Source organism: Clostridium brassicae (assembly GCF_026738875.1).
In the GTDB taxonomy this organism is placed as follows: domain Bacteria; phylum Bacillota; class Clostridia; order Clostridiales; family Clostridiaceae; genus Clostridium_H; species Clostridium_H brassicae.
The window spans coordinates 36,822-59,963 of sequence record NZ_JAPQFJ010000013.1 but is presented as its reverse complement, the minus strand read 5'-3'; the positions used below and the strand labels follow the sequence as shown (position 1 = coordinate 59,963).

At 29.2% G+C, this 23,142-nt stretch carries 22 protein-coding genes; all 22 read right to left on the bottom strand.

Going from position 1 to position 23,142, the window contains the following annotated elements; genetic code table 11:
• Positions 1-27 precede the first annotated feature (27 nt).
• The 22 genes from pstB to typA all read right to left on the bottom strand — a co-directional run bounded on the left by pstB (position 28) and on the right by typA (position 22,984).
• The gene (pstB, locus tag OW729_RS12620) at positions 28-780 is read right to left on the bottom strand and encodes a phosphate ABC transporter ATP-binding protein PstB (protein WP_268061882.1); all 753 of its coding nucleotides are present in this window, start codon (positions 778-780) and stop codon (positions 28-30) included.
• A 12-nt stretch (positions 781-792) separates the two neighbouring features.
• Positions 793-1,659, bottom strand: a complete 867-nt coding sequence (gene pstA, locus OW729_RS12615) for a phosphate ABC transporter permease PstA (RefSeq protein ID WP_268061881.1) — start codon at positions 1,657-1,659, stop codon at positions 793-795.
• A complete protein-coding gene (gene pstC, locus OW729_RS12610) occupies positions 1,659-2,549 on the bottom strand; it encodes a phosphate ABC transporter permease subunit PstC (protein ID WP_268061880.1) in 891 nt (296 codons plus the stop codon). Before pstC ends, pstA begins: the two co-directional genes overlap by 1 nt.
• Before the next feature lie 83 nt (positions 2,550-2,632).
• A complete protein-coding gene (locus OW729_RS12605) occupies positions 2,633-3,544 on the bottom strand; it encodes a phosphate ABC transporter substrate-binding protein (protein ID WP_268061879.1) in 912 nt (303 codons plus the stop codon).
• A gap of 267 nt (positions 3,545-3,811) precedes the next feature.
• Positions 3,812-5,518: a HAMP domain-containing sensor histidine kinase gene (locus OW729_RS12600; RefSeq protein WP_268061954.1), complete on the bottom strand. Its 1,707-nt coding sequence runs from the start codon at positions 5,516-5,518 to the stop codon at positions 3,812-3,814.
• Positions 5,519-5,525: 7 nt separating this feature from the next.
• Complete coding sequence (locus OW729_RS12595; protein ID WP_268061878.1) at positions 5,526-6,221, bottom strand: response regulator transcription factor; 696 nt, start codon at positions 6,219-6,221, stop codon at positions 5,526-5,528.
• 17 nt (positions 6,222-6,238) lie between these two features.
• Positions 6,239-6,949: a peptidoglycan editing factor PgeF gene (pgeF, locus tag OW729_RS12590; protein ID WP_268061953.1), complete on the bottom strand. Its 711-nt coding sequence runs from the start codon at positions 6,947-6,949 to the stop codon at positions 6,239-6,241.
• Positions 6,950-7,127: 178 nt separating this feature from the next.
• Positions 7,128-7,595, bottom strand: coding sequence for a transcriptional regulator NrdR (gene nrdR / locus OW729_RS12585; protein WP_268061877.1), 468 nt, complete (start codon positions 7,593-7,595; stop codon positions 7,128-7,130).
• 64 nt (positions 7,596-7,659) lie between these two features.
• Positions 7,660-7,914: a YlmC/YmxH family sporulation protein gene (locus OW729_RS12580; protein ID WP_268061876.1), complete on the bottom strand. Its 255-nt coding sequence runs from the start codon at positions 7,912-7,914 to the stop codon at positions 7,660-7,662.
• 388 nt (positions 7,915-8,302) lie between these two features.
• Positions 8,303-9,076 carry an RNA polymerase sporulation sigma factor SigG gene (gene sigG / locus OW729_RS12575; protein ID WP_268061875.1) on the bottom strand — a complete coding sequence of 258 codons (774 nt, stop codon included), beginning with the start codon at positions 9,074-9,076 and terminating at the stop codon, positions 8,303-8,305.
• 73 nt (positions 9,077-9,149) lie between these two features.
• A complete protein-coding gene (gene sigE / locus OW729_RS12570) occupies positions 9,150-9,848 on the bottom strand; it encodes an RNA polymerase sporulation sigma factor SigE (protein WP_407647681.1) in 699 nt (232 codons plus the stop codon).
• A gap of 33 nt (positions 9,849-9,881) precedes the next feature.
• On the bottom strand, positions 9,882-10,676 hold the full coding sequence (gene spoIIGA / locus OW729_RS12565) for a sigma-E processing peptidase SpoIIGA (protein WP_268061873.1): 795 nt from the start codon (positions 10,674-10,676) through the stop codon (positions 9,882-9,884).
• A gap of 186 nt (positions 10,677-10,862) precedes the next feature.
• Positions 10,863-11,987 (bottom strand): cell division protein FtsZ, encoded by a 1,125-nt coding sequence (gene ftsZ, locus OW729_RS12560; RefSeq protein ID WP_268061872.1) that lies wholly within the window; start codon positions 11,985-11,987, stop codon positions 10,863-10,865.
• A gap of 15 nt (positions 11,988-12,002) precedes the next feature.
• Positions 12,003-13,256: a cell division protein FtsA gene (gene ftsA, locus OW729_RS12555; RefSeq protein WP_268061871.1), complete on the bottom strand. Its 1,254-nt coding sequence runs from the start codon at positions 13,254-13,256 to the stop codon at positions 12,003-12,005.
• A 310-nt stretch (positions 13,257-13,566) separates the two neighbouring features.
• Positions 13,567-14,622, bottom strand: a complete 1,056-nt coding sequence (locus OW729_RS12550; RefSeq protein WP_326498377.1) for a type IV pilus twitching motility protein PilT — start codon at positions 14,620-14,622, stop codon at positions 13,567-13,569.
• Between the two features lie 171 nt (positions 14,623-14,793).
• Positions 14,794-15,498 carry an RNA polymerase sporulation sigma factor SigK gene (gene sigK, locus OW729_RS12545; RefSeq protein WP_268061870.1) on the bottom strand — a complete coding sequence of 235 codons (705 nt, stop codon included), beginning with the start codon at positions 15,496-15,498 and terminating at the stop codon, positions 14,794-14,796.
• A 66-nt stretch (positions 15,499-15,564) separates the two neighbouring features.
• Positions 15,565-17,223: a penicillin-binding transpeptidase domain-containing protein gene (locus tag OW729_RS12540; RefSeq protein ID WP_407647676.1), complete on the bottom strand. Its 1,659-nt coding sequence runs from the start codon at positions 17,221-17,223 to the stop codon at positions 15,565-15,567.
• Between the two features lie 56 nt (positions 17,224-17,279).
• Positions 17,280-17,906 (bottom strand): uridine kinase, encoded by a 627-nt coding sequence (gene udk, locus OW729_RS12535; protein WP_268061868.1) that lies wholly within the window; start codon positions 17,904-17,906, stop codon positions 17,280-17,282.
• A 2-nt stretch (positions 17,907-17,908) separates the two neighbouring features.
• On the bottom strand, positions 17,909-19,132 hold the full coding sequence (locus OW729_RS12530; protein WP_268061867.1) for a peptidase U32 family protein: 1,224 nt from the start codon (positions 19,130-19,132) through the stop codon (positions 17,909-17,911).
• On the bottom strand, positions 19,125-19,781 hold the full coding sequence (locus OW729_RS12525; protein ID WP_268061866.1) for an O-methyltransferase: 657 nt from the start codon (positions 19,779-19,781) through the stop codon (positions 19,125-19,127). The genes OW729_RS12530 and OW729_RS12525 overlap by 8 nt, the downstream gene beginning before the upstream one ends.
• 353 nt (positions 19,782-20,134) lie before the next feature.
• Positions 20,135-21,139 (bottom strand): endolytic transglycosylase MltG, encoded by a 1,005-nt coding sequence (gene mltG, locus OW729_RS12520; protein ID WP_268061865.1) that lies wholly within the window; start codon positions 21,137-21,139, stop codon positions 20,135-20,137.
• Positions 21,140-21,160: 21 nt separating this feature from the next.
• Positions 21,161-22,984, bottom strand: coding sequence for a translational GTPase TypA (gene typA, locus OW729_RS12515; protein ID WP_268061864.1), 1,824 nt, complete (start codon positions 22,982-22,984; stop codon positions 21,161-21,163).
• Positions 22,985-23,142 lie beyond the last annotated feature (158 nt).

Genomic DNA, 23,142 nt, shown 5'->3' with positions numbered 1-23,142 from the left:
TATTATATATTTTCTTAAATAAAAATATCATCCAAATCTTCCAGTAATATAATCTTCTGTTCTCTTATCTCTAGGCTTATAAAAAATATTTTCTGTTTTATTATACTCTATAATAACCCCATTATAGAAAAAAGCTGTATCATCTGAAATTCTTCCTGCCTGCTGCATATTATGAGTAACTATTACTACAGTATAATCTTTTTTTAAAGTATCCATAAGTTCTTCTATTTTTGAAGTAGATATTGGATCTAGTGCTGATGTAGGTTCATCCATTAATATAACTTCTGGTTCAACTGCTAAAGTTCTTGCAATACAAATCCTTTGCTGTTGCCCTCCTGAAAGACCTAATGCACTCTTTTTAAGCCTATCTTTTACTTCATCCCACAAAGCTGCACCTTTTAAGCTTTTTTCTACAATTTCATCTAATGCATTTTTATTGTTAATTCCATGAATTTTAGGTCCATATGCAATATTATCATATATACTCATTGGGAAAGGGTTAGGTCTTTGAAACACCATACCTATTTTTTTCCTTAACTCAATAATATCATAATTAGATTCAAATATATTTTCCCCTTCGTATATTATTTTTCCCTCTATTCTTACCCCTTCAATTAAATCATTCATTCTATTTAAACACCTTAAGAAAGTTGATTTACCACAACCAGAAGGACCAATTAATGCTGTAACACAATTTTTCTTTATGGACATATTTATATCATTTAAGGCTTGCTTATTTCCATAAAATAAATTTAAATTTTTAATATCTATTATGTTCATTCTATTCCCTCCCTATTTGCTCCCCGTATGCCTTTCATATATCTTTTTTCCTATTATTCTGGCTAATACATTAAATAGAAGAACCATTATAATAAGTACAGCTGATGCCCCATTAGCTATTTTACTAGCATCAGGTACCATCCCTTCAGAATTTAATTGCCATATATATACCGATAAAGTTTCTGCTGGTCTAAATAAATTAAAAGCAGATCCATTACTAATCCTAACAATCGGAGCACTCATTCCTGCTGTGTATAAAAGTGCAGCAGCTTCTCCAAATATCCTTCCTGCGGCCAAAATTATTCCTGTTAATATTTGTGGTATAGCCGATGGTAGGATAACTTTTATCATTGTTTGCCATTGAGTTGCTCCTAATCCTAAACTAGCCTCTTTTACTTTTTTAGAAGCATCTAATATAGCACTCTCACTTACTCTTGTCATAGCGGGTATATTTAGGATAGTTATAGCCATAGCTCCTGCAAAAATGGAATAGCCCCAACCTGTCATATTTACAAAAACTAACAATCCAAATAACCCTACAACTATAGAAGGTAATGATGCCATAGTATCAATACATAATCTTATAATATTTAGCACTTTACCCTCTTTTGCATATTCAGCCAAATATATGCCTGCTCCTATTCCTAAAGGTACAGTAATAATTAATGATATTACTAGCATATAAAACGAATTAAATAAATGGAGTCCGATGCCTCCTCCAGCTTCCATTGATGGCTTGCCAAATAGGAATTCAGGATTGAAACAATGCCTGCCATTATAAATTATATATCCAATAAGGCCTATTAAAAGCGCCACTATTAAAACAGCAATCATATATAAAATCCCGGTAGCAATTTTGTCTATTTTCTTTGCATTCACTAAACTTTCCCCCTTCTACCTATAGCTCTTATGATTAATATAAATATAAAGGATATAACCAAAAGCAATAGTGATAAAGACCAAAGTGCATTATTGGACTGTGTTCCAAATATAGTATTAGCCATATCCATAGTAAGAATACTTGTAATAGTGGTTGTAGTATCTAATAACCCACCAGGAATTTTAATTGAATTACCTATTACCATCTGCACAGCCAAAGCTTCTCCAAATGCTCTGGCCAATCCTAATACAACCCCAGTTAATATACCACTTTTACATGCTGGTATAATTACTTTTACAATTGTTTGCCATCGCGTTGCCCCTAGTCCATAAGAACCTTCTATATACTCCATTGGTATAGCTTTTATAGCATCTGAAGATATACTGGTTATTGTAGGTAATATCATTATGCTTAATACTAAAATACCTGCAAATAAACTAAATCCAACTCCTCCAAAACTATTTTTGAGCATAGGAATTAATACAGTAATTCCTATCCAACCATATACTACCGAAGGTATACCTACAAATAATTCCATAGCTGGCTGAATAACTTTTTTTCCTAACTTAGGTGAAATTAAATTCATGAATATAGCTAAAGCTATACCTATAGGTGCGCTGATTAATACAGATCCAATAGACACAAGAGTTGACCCAACAACAAATGTTAGTGCTCCGAATTGAGGAGTTTCTCCTTCTGGCTTCCAATGAGTTGAAAATAAAAATTCTTTTATAGAATAACTATTCTCCAAAAAAATACTAAGGCCCTTTGAGGCCACAAAACCTATAATAGCTAATGTACATATTACAATAATATATCCGCAAATGATTGAAAAACTCCTACCTAAATATTCATTTTTAAATTTTTTCCAAAATGATTTTTTATTCATAATATCCTACTCCAAACTAAATTTTTCAAAAATCGAGACCAGTTATAGAACAACTAGCCTCAGTTCTTATTTTTAAGTATAATTTATTGTTTAGTTTTCATATCTGATACTGGAATATATCCTTTGCTTTCAATTATAGTTTTAACTTCATCTGAAACCATATAATCTAAGAAAGCTTTAGTAGCTCCTTTTGGCTCTCCCTTTGTATACATGTGTTCATATGACCAAAATGGATACTTACCACTTACTATATTTTCTTTATTTGCCTCTACTCCATCAATTTTTATTAAGTTCATTCCTTTTTTTGATTCTTCACTTACAAAATAAGATAGTGCTAAATATGAAATGGATCCTTTAGTAGCCTCTATTGACTTTTGTACCGCTCCGCTTGAATCCTGAGTTGTTCCTATTCCTTCTGCCTCTTCTTTATTATCCATTATAGTTTTTTTGAATGTGGCTCTTGTACCAGAAGATTTACCCCTATTAACAATTTCTATCTTCATATCATCCCCGCCAACTTGTTTCCAATTAGTAATTTTACCTTGAAATATATCTTGAATTTGTTGTTTTGTTAAAGAGTCGACTTTTACATCTTTATTTGTTACTATAGCAAATCCTATAGCACACACTTTATGGTCAACTAATTGTTTAGCTATTTGTGCTTTATCTCCTGTTAGTTTTTCTTCAGCTAACACATCTGAGTTTCCAATTTGCACTGCTCCTTGTGCCACTTGAGATAACCCTGTTCCACTTCCACCGCCCTGTATATTTATCTGAACGTTAGAATTTTTTTCCATGAATTTATCTGCTACTACTTTAGCCAGTGGTTGAAGAGCTGATGAACCTGATGCTGTTATAGAACCACTTACTTCTTCTATTTTTGCAGAATCCTTTTTTTCATCACTTTCTGAAGATTTACCGCATCCTATAAAAGTGCCTCCTATTATACTTATAGCTAAAACAACTCCCACTAAGTTTAAAACTCTTTTTTTCATATAACAATCCTCCATTCAAGTTAATAACCTCATTCATTTCACAATTAATATCTTATACCTATAAAGTTAAAATAATATTATGTCCATGTTAAGTTAAATTAACATAACAATCTAAAAAGGCTTACAGTATTTATTCTTTCATAAATACTGTAAGCCTATACTTTTAATTAATACTAAACTTGCATAAAAGTTAGTTTTTATCACTTTATTTAAAATCAATTTTCCTATTATATTATTGTAATAAACAAATGTTTAAAATGTAGTTTTTTATACTTCCCTAAACAAAGGTATTTTTACTATGAACTTAGTTCCCTTACCTAGTTCACTTTCAACATATATTTCACCTTCAAAATTAATAACTATATGTTTTACAATAGCCAAACCTAATCCTGTTCCGCCTCTTGCTCTGGCTCTTGCTTTATCTACCTTATAAAACCTTTCAAAAAGTCTAGGTATATGTTCTTTTGGAATTCCTGGTCCTGTATCTTTTACCCAAATAGTACATTTTTCATTTTCTATTTCACTGCCAATATAAACTTTATCTCCCTTTTCTGAATACTTTATTGCATTGTCTACAAGATTTATGAGCATCTGCTTAAATTTGTCCTTGTCTCCACAAATTTTAGGAGAATAGTTATTTACAAGTTCTATAGATATATTCTTTAAATTTGCTGTATTTTTCATAAGATTATATACATCTTTTATTGTAGAATTCACGTCAATAATGTCATTAATCTTTAATTCCCTATGCTGCTCAATATCAGATAGGATTAATATATCACTTATTAATCTTGTAAGTCTATCTGTTTCATCATCGATTATGCCTAAAAATTTATCTCTTGTAGCTTTGTCTTCAACATATCTTAAAGTTTCAGCAAACCCTTTTATAGATGTTAAAGGAGTTTTTAATTCATGTGAAACATTAGTTACAAACTGTGTTCTCATATTCTCTAGTCTCCGAATATCTGTTATATCTTGAACAACAGCAACCGTCCCTATTCGTTGATTAGAACTAATAATATCTGCTGTTTTAACTTTTAAAGTTCTTTTTTCTGGCCATAAAATTTTAATTTCTTTTTGTTCAATATTATTATTAAATATCTCTTCAAGTTCATAGTCTCTTATACAATCCATTAGGTTATGACCTATTATCTCTTTTTCAATCCCAAATATTTTTTCAGCATATGGATTTATTATAATAACTTTATTTTCTCTATCCACAGCTATAACGCCACTATCCATACTCTTTAAAATAGATTCTAATTTTGTTTGCTTCTCAACTGAATCTCCTATGGTATACTGAAGCTTATCTGCCATGTCATTAAATGTCTTAGCAAGCTGACCTATCTCGTCCTTGGAACTAATAGCAACCCTTCTGTCCAATTCTCCCTTTGCAATTCTAGATGTTATAAATTCTAGATCTTTTATAGGTTTTACAATTACATAAGATAATTTAGAAGAAATTATAATAGATATAAAAAATACTAATATTAAAACAAATATATAATACTTTAAATATTTCCCTTCAAATCCCGTTACAACTTCTATAGGCATAGAACTTCTAATTACACTTCCATCTCCAAACTTAGAAGCATAATAAATCATTACTTTTTTAGTTGATTCACTAAACCTTGTACTATAGGCGTTCCCATGATTTCTAGCTCCTACTACCTCTTCTCTTGTATTATGATTATCCATTACTTCTGTTGGTTCCTCTGAATCATAAAGCACATTTCCATCTACATCTATTAATGTTACTCTAAAGTTAGATTTTTTAAAATTTTTAAAATAGATATCTTTATCCTTAATAAGATTTGAACTTAACAAACCTATAACTAATTTGTTATTTTCTTTTAAACTCTTTTTAATATTCTCTTCTCTTTGATAATTAACTATAGTCATGTATAATGTCGTTACTAAAGATAAACTTACAATTATTGTAGCTAATATAGATGTCATAAGCTTCTTTTTCATATTCATTCTATTCACCTAAATTGAATCTATATCCAATACCTCTTATAGTTTCTATATATCTAGGATTCTTATCATCATCTTCTACTTTTTTTCTTAAGTGTCTTATGTGGACATCAACCGTTCTTGTCTCTCCAATATATTCATATCCCCATATTTTATCTAATAAAAAATCTCTAGTCATAACTCTTCCTTTATTTTTTATTAAAACTTCAAGTAATTCAAATTCTTTTAAAGTTAAATCTATTTTCACATCATCTTTTAATATTTCGTGTTTTTGGAAATCTATACTTACATTTCCAAAGCAATACACATTATCAATGTATTGTATCCTAGTTCTTCTTAAGACTGCTTTAACTCTAGCTACTAATTCTCTTATAGAAAAAGGCTTAATTATATAATCATCTGCTCCTAATTCTAATCCTAGAATTTTATCCAATTCCTCTCCCTTAGCAGTAATCATTATTATAGGTATATTAGATATAGTATTATCTTTCCTAATTTCTTTACATACATCATATCCATCCATTCCTGGAAGCATCACATCTAATAGAATCAGCTGTGGCATATATTTTTTAGCAGTTTTTAAAGCTTCTATTCCATCGCTAGCACATAAAACTTCATATCCGTTGTTTTCTAAATTGAATTTTATAAGTTCTTGTATATGTATCTCGTCGTCTACAATCAAAATTTTATCTCTGCCCATTATTCCATCTCCTTATATCATTTCAGGAAAATAAAAGAAAACATCCTTCCACTCTTTTCTCTATTTTTTCTATAAGAATACATACTATAATCTTTATTACAAAAAGTACATATGTCTAAAGTTTTTACTTGGTCATCTTTTACTCCCAAACTATTTAGCTGAATTAAAATACATTTCTGTAAATTTAAATTTCTTCCTTCTGCTATATTAAAATTTTTATATAAACTTAAAGATTTAAACTCATTTATTAGTTCTTCACTAACTTCATAACAACAGCTTTGATTATGTGGTCCTATATATATAGACAAATCCTCCACAGAAGTATTAAATTCTCCTATCATTCTATTTATAGCATTTATACATATACACTTTATCGTTCCCCTCCAACCACTATGAACAGCAGCAGCAACTTTATTTTTTTTATCAAATATAATTATCGGTACACAATCTGCACTAAAAACCCCTATAGCAACTCCCTTTTTGCTGGTTATAAGTGCATCTCCATCTTGTATTTGTCTACTATAAATATGTACTAAATCACTATGAACCTGATTTAAATATCCTACTTCTGACACCTGAAACCATTTTTTTATATTCTCAATATTTTGAAGGCCTTCTTTTGTACTCTTATTAAAGTCCAATCCACTTTCTGCTGTTGAAAAAAATATTTCAGCACCACTCTCTATACACTGTAAAAATTTATAACTTTCTATATTAACTATTCCCATATTCAAAATATACACTCCTCATATAAATATATTTTAGCATATCTATAAAATATTTTAATATTTTATAGATATAATTTAATATTTTTAACTAGATTTTAACAAGGCTATGTTTTAAGTTGTTCTATTTAATAAACAATTTTTAAAACATAGCCTTTACTAAAATAAAAATACTCCAATTTTATTTGGAGCATTTTTTATTTGATAACAAGTGTTTTATTTCTTCAACAAAAGTATTAACATCTTTAAATTGTCTATAAACAGAAGCAAATCTCACATAAGAAACTTCATCTATCTCTTTTAATCTCTCCATTATCATTTCGCCTATAATTTCTGATTTTATTTCAGTAATCATATCATTAGATAACTTTTTTTCAACCTCATCTGCAATACCATCTATTTGAACCCTAGATACAGGTCTCTTTTGACAAGCTTTCACAAGTCCACTAATTATCTTAGACTTATCAAAATATTCTCTATTACAATCTCTTTTTATAACTAATACAGGTATGTCATCTACCTTTTCATATGTAGTGTATCTTTTATTACACTTTAAACATTCTCTTCTTCTTCTAATTGCTCTATGATCCTCTGTAGATCTTGAGTCAACAACCTTACTCTCTTCAAAGCCACAGTAGGGACACTTCAATCTATCACGTCCTTTAAATAGTATTTTTCAACTATATTATACATTTTTTTTATAAAAATTGCTACTATTTCTCATTTTGTAAATTATTATTTTCATTTACCAATATAACATCAACACCTATCTTCACAATTTTATCCCAATCTATTTCAATATAATCATTTTTGCCAAACCAAGAAATTCTTTCTGTTGGTATTATCATTGATATTACTTTATGATCATTACAATCTATTTTTAAATCCCTAATATATCCAATTTTTGATCCAGTATTTATGTCTATAACTTCCATCAATTTTAAATTACCTATCGAATATAATTCCATATTTACCTCCTACACACTTTAACAGTATGGTATATTTTTCAGATACATATTTTAACTATAGATTCTGTTTTTTAATACTCTTTTAAAACTTCCTTTAGTATTCCTAATGCTATATTTTTAAATTGTTAAGCTCATTATAATGAGAAGTTACAAGTCTTATTTAGTTTAGATAATCGAGCGTTAAGAAATTTCATTTTTTGTGTTATGCTAGTTATGAAATTTTAGCCGTATTACTTAAATTAAATTTAGAATTGTTTTTGAAATTATAGGTCATCAATAATTTATTAAAATATAACCTACATATAAATTCTTATTAATATATAATATATATTGAATTTTCATATTATTACTAGTTTTTATATACAAAAAATATAGAGCCCCGAAGGCTCTATACATATTTTCTCATATGTTTTAATGCGGTTTTTTCAAGACGTGATACTTGGGCTTGAGAAATTCCTATCTCGTCAGCTACTTCCATTTGAGTTCTTCCTTGAAAAAACCTCATATTTAATATTAACTTTTCTCTATCATTTAATTTTTTCATAGCTTCTTTTATAGATATGTTTTCTAGCCAACTTTCATCAATACTTTTGCTGTCACTAATTTGATCCATTACATATAAAGCGTCTCCTCCATCATGATATATAGGTTCAAACAAAGATACAGGATCTTGAATGGCATCCAATGCAAAAACTACTTCTTCTCTAGGAAGGTTTAATTCTTTAGCAATTTGAGAAATAGTAGGCTCTTTGTTTTCTTTACCCACAAGTCTATCTCTTACCTGTAAAGCTTTGTAGGCAATATCTCTAAGTGATCTGCTTACTCTTATTGAGTTATTGTCTCTTAGATATCTTCTTATCTCTCCAATAATCATAGGAACTGCATAGGTAGAAAACTTAACATTTTGGCTTAAATCAAAGTTATCAATTGCTTTTATAAGTCCGATACATCCTACTTGAAATAAATCATCCACATTTTCTCCCCTATTATTGAACCTCTGAATTACACTTAATACAAGCCTCAAATTTCCTCTTATAAATTTCTCTCTTGAAACAGAGTCACCATCCTTCATCTTTAGTAACAATTCTTTCATCTCTTTTTCTTTTAAAACAGGTAATTTTGCAGTATTTACCCCACAAATTTCTACTTTATTTATCATCATAAAAATCAGCTCCCTCAGATTAGTCGCATTTTAATTATCTCCTTAGAAACCGATTTTTATACTTGAGACAATCCTATACCATTTTATTAATTTCTTTTTTTAATCTTTTTATAATACGTTTTTCTAACCTAGAAATGTAAGACTGAGATATTCCTAAAATGTCCGCAACTTGCTTCTGAGTTCTTTCTCCAGTACCACTTAAACCAAACCTTAGTTTTATTATCTCTTTCTCTCTTTCACTTAACTTTCTCATAGCTATAAATAAAAGTTGCTTATCTACTTCATCTTCAATCAAATTATATACGGTATCATTTTCAGTTCCTAATATATCTGATAGAAGAAGTTTATTTCCATCCCAATCTGTATTCAAAGGCTCATAGAAAGAAATTTCAGCCTTCACTTTATTATTTCTCCTTAAGTACATTAATATTTCATTTTCTATACACCTTGAAGCATAAGTAGCTAATTTAATCTTCTTTTCAGGATCAAAAGTATTTACTGCTTTAATTAACCCTATAGTACCAACTGATATTAAATCCTCAACTAAAATACCTGAATTTTCAAACTTTCTCGCTATATATACAACTAGTCTCAAGTTCCTTTCTATTAATATACTTCTAATATTTTCACCTTCATCTTTTATTCTTCCAACTAGATTTTCCTCTTCTTCTTTTGAAAGTGGAGGTGGAAGAGCATCATTTCCACCTATAAAATAAACACCCTTAATAAAAATTTTAAATCTTGTAAGAAATCTGTTTAAAACTAACAATATCTTTTGCAAAATTTCATCCCTCCTCTACTTTTTTTAAAAAATTCCCCTTGATAATAAAGCATTATAGTCATTTAATTGACTTAATTTATTTTCACATAATGCAATTATGACCTGATAACTTTGAATTTTATCATCCTTATAAATCTTTATCATTTTAGGTTTAAAGCCCTCCAACCTAGCTGAAAATCCATTAACAACCCTATAAGGAATAATAAATTTATCCTTATCTTCAATATTTAGATTGCGAAAAAAGCTTTTCTCTACAATCATAACTGGCAAATTTGTAGCTGGCTCTCTCAGTTCATTACCTGTGTCAAAAAACGCTTTAACTTTTTCTTGAAAATTATCGTCAATAATCTCAACATCATATATCAATTGATCTATTTTTTTTCTATCCCTTATATAAATAACCATTCTATGTATTGCTATATATATTACCATTAAAGAACAAATTAATGATTTGTAAGAAAAGTATTTAAAACTTAGGTCAATACTTGAACTTTTATTAAATTCAATAAATACGCACATCCCTCCTAAAAGAATTGAATACAAAATAAACGTGATGGCTGCTTTTATATTAAATAAAAAATCTTTTTTATTAAAAGATATTAAAACCATACTTATAGCTATAAGTAGTTTTATAGGAATATAAAATAAAAACTTTAAATTGGTGCATATTGTAAGAACTGCATATAAAGCTCCAAAGATAGCTGCAAGAATATTATTTTTAATTTTAATATTAATTTTCAAAGTTTGAGATGTAATATATAGTAAAAACAAATTTACAATAAAATTTTGAATAAAAAATATATCTATATAAACTATCAACTACCTTCCCCCTTTGAAATAATTATATAACTATTTTTTTCAAAATTTTGTCATTTCATATAATGAGATGTGTTTTTATGCTTTACATTTAATTCCATATTTTTCCATAGTGTATCAAAAAAATAATAAAACCTGTGTAAAAATACACAGGTTTTACCTTTAGATTAAAATTTATGTAAATAATCTTTATCTGTGATGTCTTCTTAAAAAAGCTGGGACCTCTAAATCCATTTCTTCATATCTTGATTCTCTAGAGGCAGCTGTTTCTTCAAATGCTGGCTTAAATTCCTCTTTATTATTAAATGTTTTTTCCTTGTTTTCAGGCTCACAAGACATAGTTGGTCTTTCACTCTCTGCCTTTTCTTCAAATCCTGTAGCAATAACTGTAATCCTTATTTCATCTTTTAAGTTTTCATCAATTACAGCACCAAAAATGATATTAGCATCAGGATCTGCCGCTTCTTGAACTATTTCAGCAGCTTCATTTATTTCAAGTAGTCCTAAATCTGCTCCTCCAGTAACATTTAATAATACACCTGTTGCCCCTATAATAGACGTTTCTAATAATGGGCTTGATATTGCTTGTTTAGCTGCTTCTTGAGCTCTATTATCACCAGTTCCATTACCAACTCCCATATGAGCTAATCCTTTATCTAGCATGATAGTTCTCACGTCTGCAAAGTCTAGGTTTACAAGTCCAGGAATAGTTATCAAATCTGAAATACCTTGCACACCTTGTTTTAATACTTCATCAGCTAATTTAAAAGCTTCCATTAATGAAGTTTTCTTATCAACCATAGCTAATAATCTTTCATTAGGAATAGTAACTAAAGTATCTACTGTCTCTTTTAAATTTTTTATACCCATTTCAGCATGAAGCATTCTTTTTCTTCCTTCAAAAGGAAATGGTTTAGTTACAACTCCAACAGTTAAAATCCCCATGGATTTAGCTATTTCAGCAACAACTGGTGCTGCACCTGTACCTGTTCCACCACCCATTCCTGCTGTAATAAAGACCATATCAGCCCCTTTTATGGATTGTGAAATCTCATCTTTACTTTCTTCTGCAGCTTTTCTTCCTATCTCAGGATTAGCTCCTGCTCCTAAACCTTTTGTTAATTTATCTCCAACTTGGATTTTAAGAGAAGCTTGAGAAACCGCTAATGCTTGTTTATCTGTATTTATACCGATAAATTCAACATTTTTAAGACCTTCTTTAATCATTCTGTTAACGGCATTGTTTCCTCCTCCGCCGCAACCTATTACCTTTATTTGTGCAAATTGTTGAACATCTACATCGAAATCTAGCACATTAATACCTCCTTACTAAAAAAATTCTGCAAAAAAATCTTTTAGCCTTGAAAAAAAGCCACCATTATCATCATTTTCTGTAACACTAGTTTTTTCTTTTGAAGAAGCAATTTCCTTCTTTAAATCATTTGAATTTTTGTTTATTTTTAAACTTTTAACAATATCCTCTATAATTCCAACTGATGTGGAGTATACTGGACTTACTGCCCCTATATAGCTTGGACACCCTATTTTCACTGACTTTTCTAACACCCTTGAAGCACAACTACTAATCCCTTTAAATAAAGCTAATCCACCTCCAACAATTATGACACCTGAAATCTCGTCTATATATTTGCTCTCTTTTAGCTTGTCCCTTACATAATACAATAATTCCTCTACTCTTGCTTCAATTACATCCTTTAAAAACTCAACATCCACTTCAGAAGAATTATTATATCCTGTATCAATATTTATTTTTCTATCTTTATCAAGCTCTTTATTACTTAAAGTGCCATATTGGATTTTTAACTTTTCTGCTTCTATAAAAGGAATCTTCAAGCAGATTGATATGTCATTTGTAATATTGTCGCCTCCTAGTGGAACCATACTAGTATAGCAAAGATTTCCTTTCTTATAAATAGAAATATCTGTAGTTTGAGCTCCTACATCAACAAAAGCTATTCCCATATTTATTTCTTCTTTATTTGATACAACCTGTGCAACAGCTTGTTGTTGTAGTACTTCCCCCGCAATATTTATTCCTGCTCTAGTAACACTTTTTCTAAGATTGTTTACCACATTGCTCTTTGCTAAAACTACTTGAGCATCTACTTCAAGTCTAGTACCGCTCATTCCTATAGGCTCCATTATATTGTCATATCCATCTACTATGTATTGATAAGGAACAACTCCTATAATCTCCTTATCTTGAGGCACAGATATTAATTTTGCAGCATCAAGAACTCTAAATAAATCTTTTTCTCTAATCTCTTTATCATCTGATGACACTGCCACAATTCCCTTATTCCAAAATATCTCACTGATTCCTGCTGGCAAAGTTATATAAACATCAGAAATACTTATATCTACCATTCTCTCCAAATTATTAATACATTCCCTAATTGATTGAGAGGTACTATCTATGTCCACAACAACAGACTTCTTTAGCCCATTGCATTTCACACTAGTAATTCCAATTATTCGGATTTCTCCCTCATTATCTACTTTTCCAACAGCACCATATACATTAGAAGATCCAATATCTAATCCTACTATATATTCGTGCATTTGGTTTCCCTCCCTTATAGCAATCCACTAACTATATATTCAACAAGAGAATCATTTTCCCTTTAAAATTTAATGAGATTTTGTATTTAATATACATTTTGCAGAAATATATTATAAACAAAATGTTATTATGTAATCTTTTCCCATGAATATATTGCAGTATTAATTATAATTTTATCACAAATAAAATTCATATACCATATCTTCTATAGAAAATATTTATATACAATATTTTCTATAGAACATTCTGTATACCATATTTTTTACATAATGTTTTATAAAAAAATATATAATTATGTTAATTCTAAGTTTATATTTGAATCATTCTGTTTATTATATCTTTGTCTATTGAGGCCGTTATTATATCTTCATAAGAAACTAATCCTTGCTTATATAATTCCACTAAATTCATGTCCATAGTCTTCATACCATATTTCATTCCGGTCTGAATAGAAGATTGTATTTGATGAGTTTTTCCTTCTCTTATTAAATTTTGGATTGCTGAATTCATGACCATTATTTCCATAGCTGCAATCCTACCTTTACCATCAGCTCTAGGTATTAATTGTTGAGAAATGATACCTTGTAACACAGCTGATAATTGTATTTTTATTTGTTCTTGTTGATGAGGAGGAAAAACATCTATAATCCTATCTATAGTTTTAGCTGCTCCTATGGTATGCAAAGTAGATAAGACCAAATGCCCTGTTTCTGCGGCAGTAACAGCTATAGATATAGTTTCCAAATCACGCATTTCTCCAATAAGTATAACATCTGGATCTTCTCTTAAAGCAGATCTTAGAGCCGCTTTATAGGATAAAGTGTCTTTTCCAATTTCTCTTTGGTTTATTATTGATTTATTATGTTTATGTAAATACTCAATAGGATCTTCAAGAGTAATAATATGGGAAGCTCTAGTTGAGTTAATTTCATTAATCATGGCAGCAAGAGTTGTACTTTTGCCACTTCCAGTTGGTCCAGTAACAAGTACAAGGCCCCTTTTTCTTTTGGTCAGTTCCTTAACCACAGAAGGCATCTTTAATTCACTTAAAGTAGGTACCTTTAATGCAACAACTCTTATTGCAACTGCATGACTTCCTCTTTGTTTATATGCATTTACCCTAAATCTTCCCACTCCTGGCAATGATAATGAAGTATCTATTTCACCAGTTTTTTCGTATAAATGGTATTTATCCCCCAAAATTTCCTTCACATAATTTTCAGTATTATTCGCTGTTAGCTTTTTATCTCCTAATTTCTTAAGTTCTCCATTAACTCTTATAGTAGGATAAATGCCTACTGTTAAATGTAGATCAGAAGCATTTTCCTTAACAGTTATCTCCAGTAATTCGCTTAATGTAATCAAAATAATTTCCTCCATTTTAGTTAAAAAATGCATAAATACCTTTTTAACTTTATTATTACTCTTATTTTCGTAAGATATCTACCAAGTTTTAATACTTTATTAAATGTATTTTTATAAATAATCTAAATATTTGACAAAAAGCTTATTTTTTATTTAAAATATCCTTAGATTTTATTTTTTATCTCCCCCGTTAAACTCTTTATATAATTTTCTTAACGCTCTTTTCTCTATTCTAGATACATATGATCTTGATATCTTTAAAAACTTTGCTATTTCTCTTTGAGTCCTTGGCTTACCGTCAACAAGACCATATCTCATCTTTATTATTATTTTTTCTCTTTCAGTTAAGCAAGAATTAATATTATCATACAGTTTTTTTATTTGTATTCTATTTTCTACAACTTCAATAACAGAATCTTCTCTGCTACTTAAAACATCCATAAGTGAAATTTCATTTCCTTCTTTATCTACACCTATTGGATCTTGAAGGTAAACTTCGTTTTTAATTTTTTTTGTATTTCTAATAAGCATTAATATTTCATTTTCAATACATCTTGCAGCATAAGTTGCAAGTCTTGTTCCTTTAGCGCTATCAAAAGAGTCTATAGCCTTTATTAGCCCTACTGTTCCTATAGATATTAAGTCATCTACGTCTTTATGTGGATACGAGTACTTCTTAACAATGTGAGCAACTAATCTAAGGTTTCTTTCTATAAGTACACTCTTAGAAAACAGATCCCCATCTTTAAATTTTTTTAAATAATATTTTTCTTCTTCTTCGTTTAAAGGTTGAGGAAAAGATGTTCCATTACTCACATAAGCTATCAGAAAAGTTATATTATCTATTATTGTAAAAAGGTAATTAATAATAAACACAAGGATATCCTCCCATTAGTGCTTATTACTATAATATGATTTATTATAATAAATTTGCATGTACACCTAAAAATTATTTAAGTATTCTTTTGTTTCTTGTACTATTTCTTTAAAAATTGGAGCTGCTGTGCTACCGCCGCCCTTATCAGAACCTATGTTTTTAACAAAAACCACCATAGAATAATTTTTTTTATCTATAGTAAAAAATCCAGCAAACCATCCATCATAAAACTTATTTTTGCCTTCTTCTCTTTCTGCCGTACCAGTTTTTCCCCCAACAATAATATCATTAAGGTATGCTTGTTTTCCTGTTCCTCTAGATGATTTTACCACTTCTAGCATTTGATTTTTTAATATATTGGCTGTAGTTTCGCTAAAAACTTTAGACTTAACAGTATTACATTCTTCAATAGTAACATTATCCTGATTAACATATGAATCTATAATATACGGTTTAACATAAACACCCTTATTTATTACAGTATTAGGTATACTTATCGCTTCAATAGGAGTTATTCTCTGCTTTTGTCCAAAAGAAGTTAATTCTACATCTCCAGCTTCTTTATCATTTCCTTCGAAAAAACCATGAGTTTCTTCATCCAAATTCAATACTTTATTTGTAAAACCCTGTTTTTCAGAAAAATTTTTAATGTCTTTTATTCCTACGTCTATTCCAATTTGAGCATATATATCATTTGAAGACTGAATTAAGGCTTCCCCACAATCCATAACCTCTTCTCTTTCATGCCCCTTATACCTTAAACTTAAATTAGTATTGAGTCTATATTTTTTATTTAAAGATATCTTTCCTGTTTCTAATCCAGCTTCTTCTACAATTACCTTAAAAATAGACCCTGGAAAAAACCCATGATTTGTAGATATGCCTAGGTTAACATTAGGATTCATATCATCTTTTTGAACCATAGCTCTAATTTTTCCAGTATCACTTTCCATTAAAACAACCCCTATTTGCTCATAAGAATTGTGTGGCTCATTATTTAAGATCTCTTTTATTTTGTCTTGAAGGTACTTGTCTAAAGTGGTTCGAATATGAATGTTGTCTTTACTACTAGTTACGTGTTCTTTGTACACATTCCCATTTACATCTTTTTTTAACATGCTATAAACATATTTGTTATTAGCTGTCTTATCTTTCAACATATACTCTAAAGAATCTTTATCTTTATCTATTTTCTGACCTTTAGGATCAATTTTATATGAATTAGTTAAAATATTCTCTACACTCCACCATTTATTTTCTCTATCTACTTTTACATATCTATATATATAAAAACCTTTTATTCCTTTTATCTTTGTTAACTTATTATAAGTAGTCTCATCAATTATCCATTTTATTTTTTCACTTTTCTTCTGAAAATCTATATTATCTAAATTGTATTCTTTATTATAATTCTTCAAAGTTACATTCAATGCATATAGCTCATCCTTTTTTGTGTAATAATTATTAAATTTAAAACTATAAGGGTCTATAACCGCATAGTATTCATTAGAATATGTTAGTAAATCTTTTCCATTGCAATCTAGAAGTAAATAATTTAATTCACTTACCTTTTCTTTGTATTGATATTGATTCTCTGCTATTGTTTTTAAATCTTTAGCATTAATATATTGATATATAAATATTCTTAAAGTTAGCAAAACAAATATTAAAATAAACACTACTCTTATAATACAAATTCTTTTTTTAAAAATTTTACTATCCAAAAAAAACACCCCTTTCAGGCAAAATTATAACCTAAAAGAGGGTAATTTATTCCAAACTATTTATTTTCTGATAAAATTTGTTTTATCTTTGATACTAATAAGTCTACAGCAACTTCATTTTCGCCACCTTCTGGTATTATTATATCTGCATATCTCTTGGTTGGCTCAGTAAATTGCATATGCATAGGTTTTACTACAGTTAAATATTGTTCAATAACAGATTCCACCGTTCTACCTCTTTCGTTTATATCTCTCATTATTCTTCTTATAATTCTTACATCATCATCAGTATCTACATATATTTTTATATTTAAAAGTTCCCTAATGGCTGATTCTTGAAGAACAAGTATACCTTCAACGATGATTATATTTCTTGGTTCTACCTTTATTGTTTCTATTTTTCTTGTGTGTTCTTTAAAATCATACATAGGCTTATAAATAGTTTGTCCGTCTAATAACTGTTTTAGATGGTTCATAAGAAGCTGAGTATCAAAAGCATCAGGATGATCATAATTAGTTTTAATTCTATCTTTAAAGCTTAAATGACCTTGATCTTTATAATATGAATCTTGTTCTATCATTACAATACAATCCTCATTAAAGCTATCATAGATTTTACTTGCAACTGTACTTTTACCAGAACCTGTACCACCTGTAATCCCTATTAGTATTGGTTTGTTCATAATTATTTCTCCTTAGCCTTTATTAAAATATCCTTTTCTTTTAATTCAATGTCTGTTACTGCAGTAAATATCATTTGTGCTGAACGAGCAGCATCAATCTTATTTCCATTCTTATCTTTCATATCCTTTAGAGTTACCTCAAAACTATCAGATGATGCTCTTAATATTTCTACTTTTTCTCCTTCAAAAACCCTATTCCTTTGTTCTATTAAAGCTGTAAAAGTATCTTTATCATATTTTTTTACAATACCAACTATATCGTAATCTCTTACATATGCTGAAGACTCATAATTTTGTATATTTTTGTCTCCAAAATAAAATCCTGTTGAATACTCCCTGTGACTAGGTTTCATCAAATATTCTAGCCACTCCTGTTTAAACTTATATTCTTTAGGATTTTCTAAATATGAATCTAAAGCTTCTCTGTAAGCTTTAACTACTGATGCAACATAATATGAACTCTTCATTCTTCCTTCTATCTTAAATGATTGAATTCCAGCCTCAACTAATTCAGGTATATGTTCAATCATACACATGTCTTTTGAATTTAATATATAAGTTCCTCTTTCATCCTCATTTACTGGGAAATATTCTCCTGGTCTTTTTTCTTCTACTATGTAATATTTATATCTGCATGGTTGAGCACAAAGCCCTCTATTTGAATCTCTTCCTGTCATATAATTTGATAACAAACATCTTCCAGAATATGACATACACATAGCACCATGTACAAATGCTTCTATTTCACAAGTTTGTGGAAGCTTTTGTCTAATTTCTTTTATTTCTTCTAAAGATAATTCTCTAGCTAAAACAATTCTTTTAACTCCTATTTTATGCCAAAATAAACCAGACTTCCAATTTACATTATTAGCTTGTGTGCTTAAGTGTAATTCTAAATCTGGAACTACTTCTCTTGCAGCACTTATAATTCCTGGATCAGAAACTATTAAAGCATCTACTCCCATTTCATACAATTCTCTTAAATAATCCTCAAGTCCATCTAAATCTTCATTATGAGGGAAAACATTTAGCGTTACATAAACTTTTCTATCTCTATCATGAGCATATTTTAACCCTTCTATTAATGTTTCATTATCAAAGTTATCTGCTAATGCCCTTAAGTTTAATTTACTTCCTCCTAAATATACAGCATCTGCTCCAAAATCAATAGCAGTTTTTAATTTTTCTAAGTTTCCTGCAGGAGCCAATATTTCAGGTTTATTCATGATTATTCCTCCTTGTAGTAACTGCAATACCATCGCCCATAGGTATAACAGACGTGATAAGTTTCTCATCACTAGATACTAATTCTAGATAAGTTCTCATCCTTTTAACAATTGTTATTTTTCTTCTCTTAACTAATTCATCAGAAGCTACCATTCCTCTGAATAACACATTGTCTGCTACAATAATGCCATCTTGGTTTAATAACCTTAAACAATGAGGTAAAAAATGATTATAATGTCCCTTACCAGCATCCATAAAAATCATATCATATTTATCATCTAGCTCTTCTAATACTTCTAAACAGTCACCTTCTAGTATTTCGATATTATCTTCAAATCCATATTTTTTTATATTTTCTTTAGCCAACTTTATCATTTCTATATCACGTTCAATAGTTGTAATTTCCCCTACTTCTTTTGAAGACAAAGACATCAGAATTGATGAATAGGCTATTGCAGTACCTAATTCCAATATTCGTTTAGGCTTCTTCATAGTAACCATTAATTTTAAGAAATTCGCAACTTCTTTCTGAACAATAGGTACTCTATTATCCTTTGCATACTCTTCTAATTCTTTTAAAATTCCGTCTTCTCTCGGAATTAAACTCCTTATATATTCAACCATATACTCATGCGCTATCCCGCTCATTAAAATTCCTCCATTTAAGTAGCCAAAAAAATTATCTTAAACAAGGTTTCAAGTTCTAGATGAAGTTTTAACTTTATCTAGAACTTGGAATCCATTATTAATAGCCATATCACCACTTACTTCTAATTTCTTGAGATTAGTTCATTAGTGACAATAGACATGGTATAAACAGATTTCTAAGCTTTAGATAAATTTTTTTACTCTCACTAAAGCTTATTAACAGACTTCTAAAGAGTTCTTTTACTCCTTAGAAGTCGTTATCCTTTATGGAAAATCGTTATCCAGGACATAACCGATCTTTATTCTCACTTTGAAGAAAATGGGAGTATTAGAGCGGATAGTCATCAGATAAATTACTTAAATTGTTTTTTATATCTTTCTTTAGCTTTCAAAAAATCTTTATAGTTACTAGTAAAATAATGTTTTTTATCATCTTGTAGTACATAATATATATATTGTGTACTTGTAGGATTTAGTGCAGCTTCAATAGACGGTCTTCCAGGTGAACATATCGGGCCAACTGGAAGTCCTTTTATCTTATAGGTATTATAGGGTGAATTAACTTTTAAGTCTTTCAAGTACAGTCTATCTTTATGCTGTCCTAGAGCATATAAAACTGTAGCATCTATTTGAAGCATCATATTTTTTTTCAATCTGTTAAAAATCACAGATGCAATTTCAGCTCTATCTTCGTCTATTCTAGCCTCTTTTTCTACTATTGATGCAATTATAATCGTATTTTTTAGATTAATAATCTTTTTATTTTCGTCTTTTTCTATTTCTTTTATAACTTCTTGAAATCTATTTAACATAGTAGAAATTATTTTATTAGCTGAATAGCCTTTCTCAAATTCATAAGTATCAGGAAACAGATAACCTTCTAAATTATATTTACCTTTAACATTAGTTTTGATGTTCTCTGGTACCTTATACTCCTGACAACTCTTAATAAAATCTTTTTTTGAAACTAATCCCTTTTTTTCTAACAACTCTCCTATACGTTCTATATCATACCCTTCAGGAATAGTAACATTTATCTTCATGCCTTTATTTAATATACTCACAAATTCTTCAATTGAGATATTGCTAGGGATTTCATATTCTCCTGATTTTATAGTAGTATTTAACTTATTATTTTTAATATACATTTTCATTAACTGTTTATTTTTCATTAAACCATCTTTATTTAATTTATCAATAACATAAAAAAGAGACTCTCCTTTATTTACAACAAATTCAACTTTATCTTTTTCGGTAATAAACGGATGGCTAATATCGCTTTTAAACTTTAACAGTATTCCTAAAATCAAAGCTACTATAATAATTATAACTGCACTGACTATCCTCTTCGTATTCATAAATTCACCTCATAAATAAATTTATTTGTTCCTTGAGGCTCTTTTTCTTTCTGTACTGTCAAGTAGGCTTTTTCTCATTCTAATACTCTTAGGGGTAACTTCAACATACTCATCTGAAGCTATAAATTCTATACATTGTTCAAGACTCATTTCTGGTATTGGTACAAGTTTTAAAGCGTCATCTGAACCAGATGATCTTGTATTAGTAAGATGTTTTTTCTTACATACATTAACGTCTATATCATCAGCTCTTGAACACTCGCCTGCTATCATTCCTGCATAAACTGGTGTTCCTGGCTCTATAAATAATCTTCCTCTTTCTTGAGCATTAAATAATCCATAAGTTACAGCTTCCCCTGTTTCAAAAACTACAAGAGATCCTCTAGTTCTTTCTGGAATATCACCTTTATATGGCTCATAAGATTCAAATACATGGTTCATTATACCATTTCCCTTTGTATCGGTCATAAACTCATTTCTGAAGCCTATTAACCCTCTTGCAGGTATTTTGAATTCTAATCTAGTGTATCCATTAACAGCTGATGTCATATTTATCATCTCAGCCTTTCTTGGCCCAAGTTTTTCCATGACTACCCCCATAAATTCTTCTGGTACATCAATAGTTAACATTTCTATTGGCTCTAACTTAACTCCATTTTCTTCATGGTATATAACAGATGGTTTTGAAACTTGGAATTCATAACCCTCTCTTCTCATAGTTTCAATTAATATAGAAAGATGTAATTCTCCTCTTCCACTAATTTTGAAACGATCTGGTGAATCAGTTTCTTCCACTCTCAAACTTACATTTGTTTCTAATTCTTTAAAGAATCTATCTCTTAATTGTCTTGAAGTAACATAGTCTCCTTCTTTACCTGCAAAAGGAGAATTATTAACCATAAAATACATACTAAGAGTAGGTTCATCTATATCTACAAATTCAACTGGCTCTGGACAAGATGTATCTGCTATAGTTTCTCCTATATTTATATCTGATATACCAGAAACAGCCACTATTTCTCCTAGTTGAGCCTTATCTACTTCTTCTCTCTTTAATCCATTATAAACATATAAATTTGCCACTTTAACATTTCTTTTAGTTCCATCTCTTCCTATTACAGTTACTTGTTGATTTTTTTGTATAGATCCTCTTTCTAATTTACCTATTCCAATTCTTCCAACATACTCATTATAATCAATAGTAGTAACTAATAATTGAAGAGGTTTGTCTATGTACCCTGTTGGAGCTTTAACATTTTTTATAATAGTATCAAATAAAGGTTCCATATCAACATCAGGATCCCCTAATTCTTTTTTAGCATGGCCTGCTTTTGCAGATGCATATACTATTGGAAAATCTAATTGCTCATCATCCGCACCTAATTCAACAAACAAATCAAAAATTTCATCTATAACCTCTTCTGGTCTTGCATTTGGTTTATCTATTTTATTTATTACAACTATAGGTTTTAAATGTAATTCTAAAGCTTTTTTCAATACAAATTTAGTTTGTGGCATTGCCCCCTCATAAGCATCTACAACTAAAAGAACACTATCTACCATTTTTAATACACGTTCAACTTCTCCTCCAAAATCAGCGTGACCTGGAGTATCAATTATATTTATCTTAACTCCATTATAAGAAACAGAAGTATTTTTAGAAAGTATTGTTATTCCTCTTTCTTTCTCTAAATCATTAGAATCCATTACTCTCTCATCCATTTTTTCATTTTCTCTAAAAACATGACTTTGTTTTAACATAGCATCTACCAAAGTTGTTTTACCATGGTCAACGTGTGCAATAATTGCAATATTCCTTATGTCATTTCTTTCAAATAACTCCATTTTACTTCCTCCATCGTTTATCTATTATTTAACATTAATTGTATACACAAATAAAAATTGGATACTTAATGTATCCAATTCATACTTATCATATCTATGATAATATTATAAAATTAAAAAGTCAACATTTGCAAAAAAAAGTTACTTTTTAGTATCAA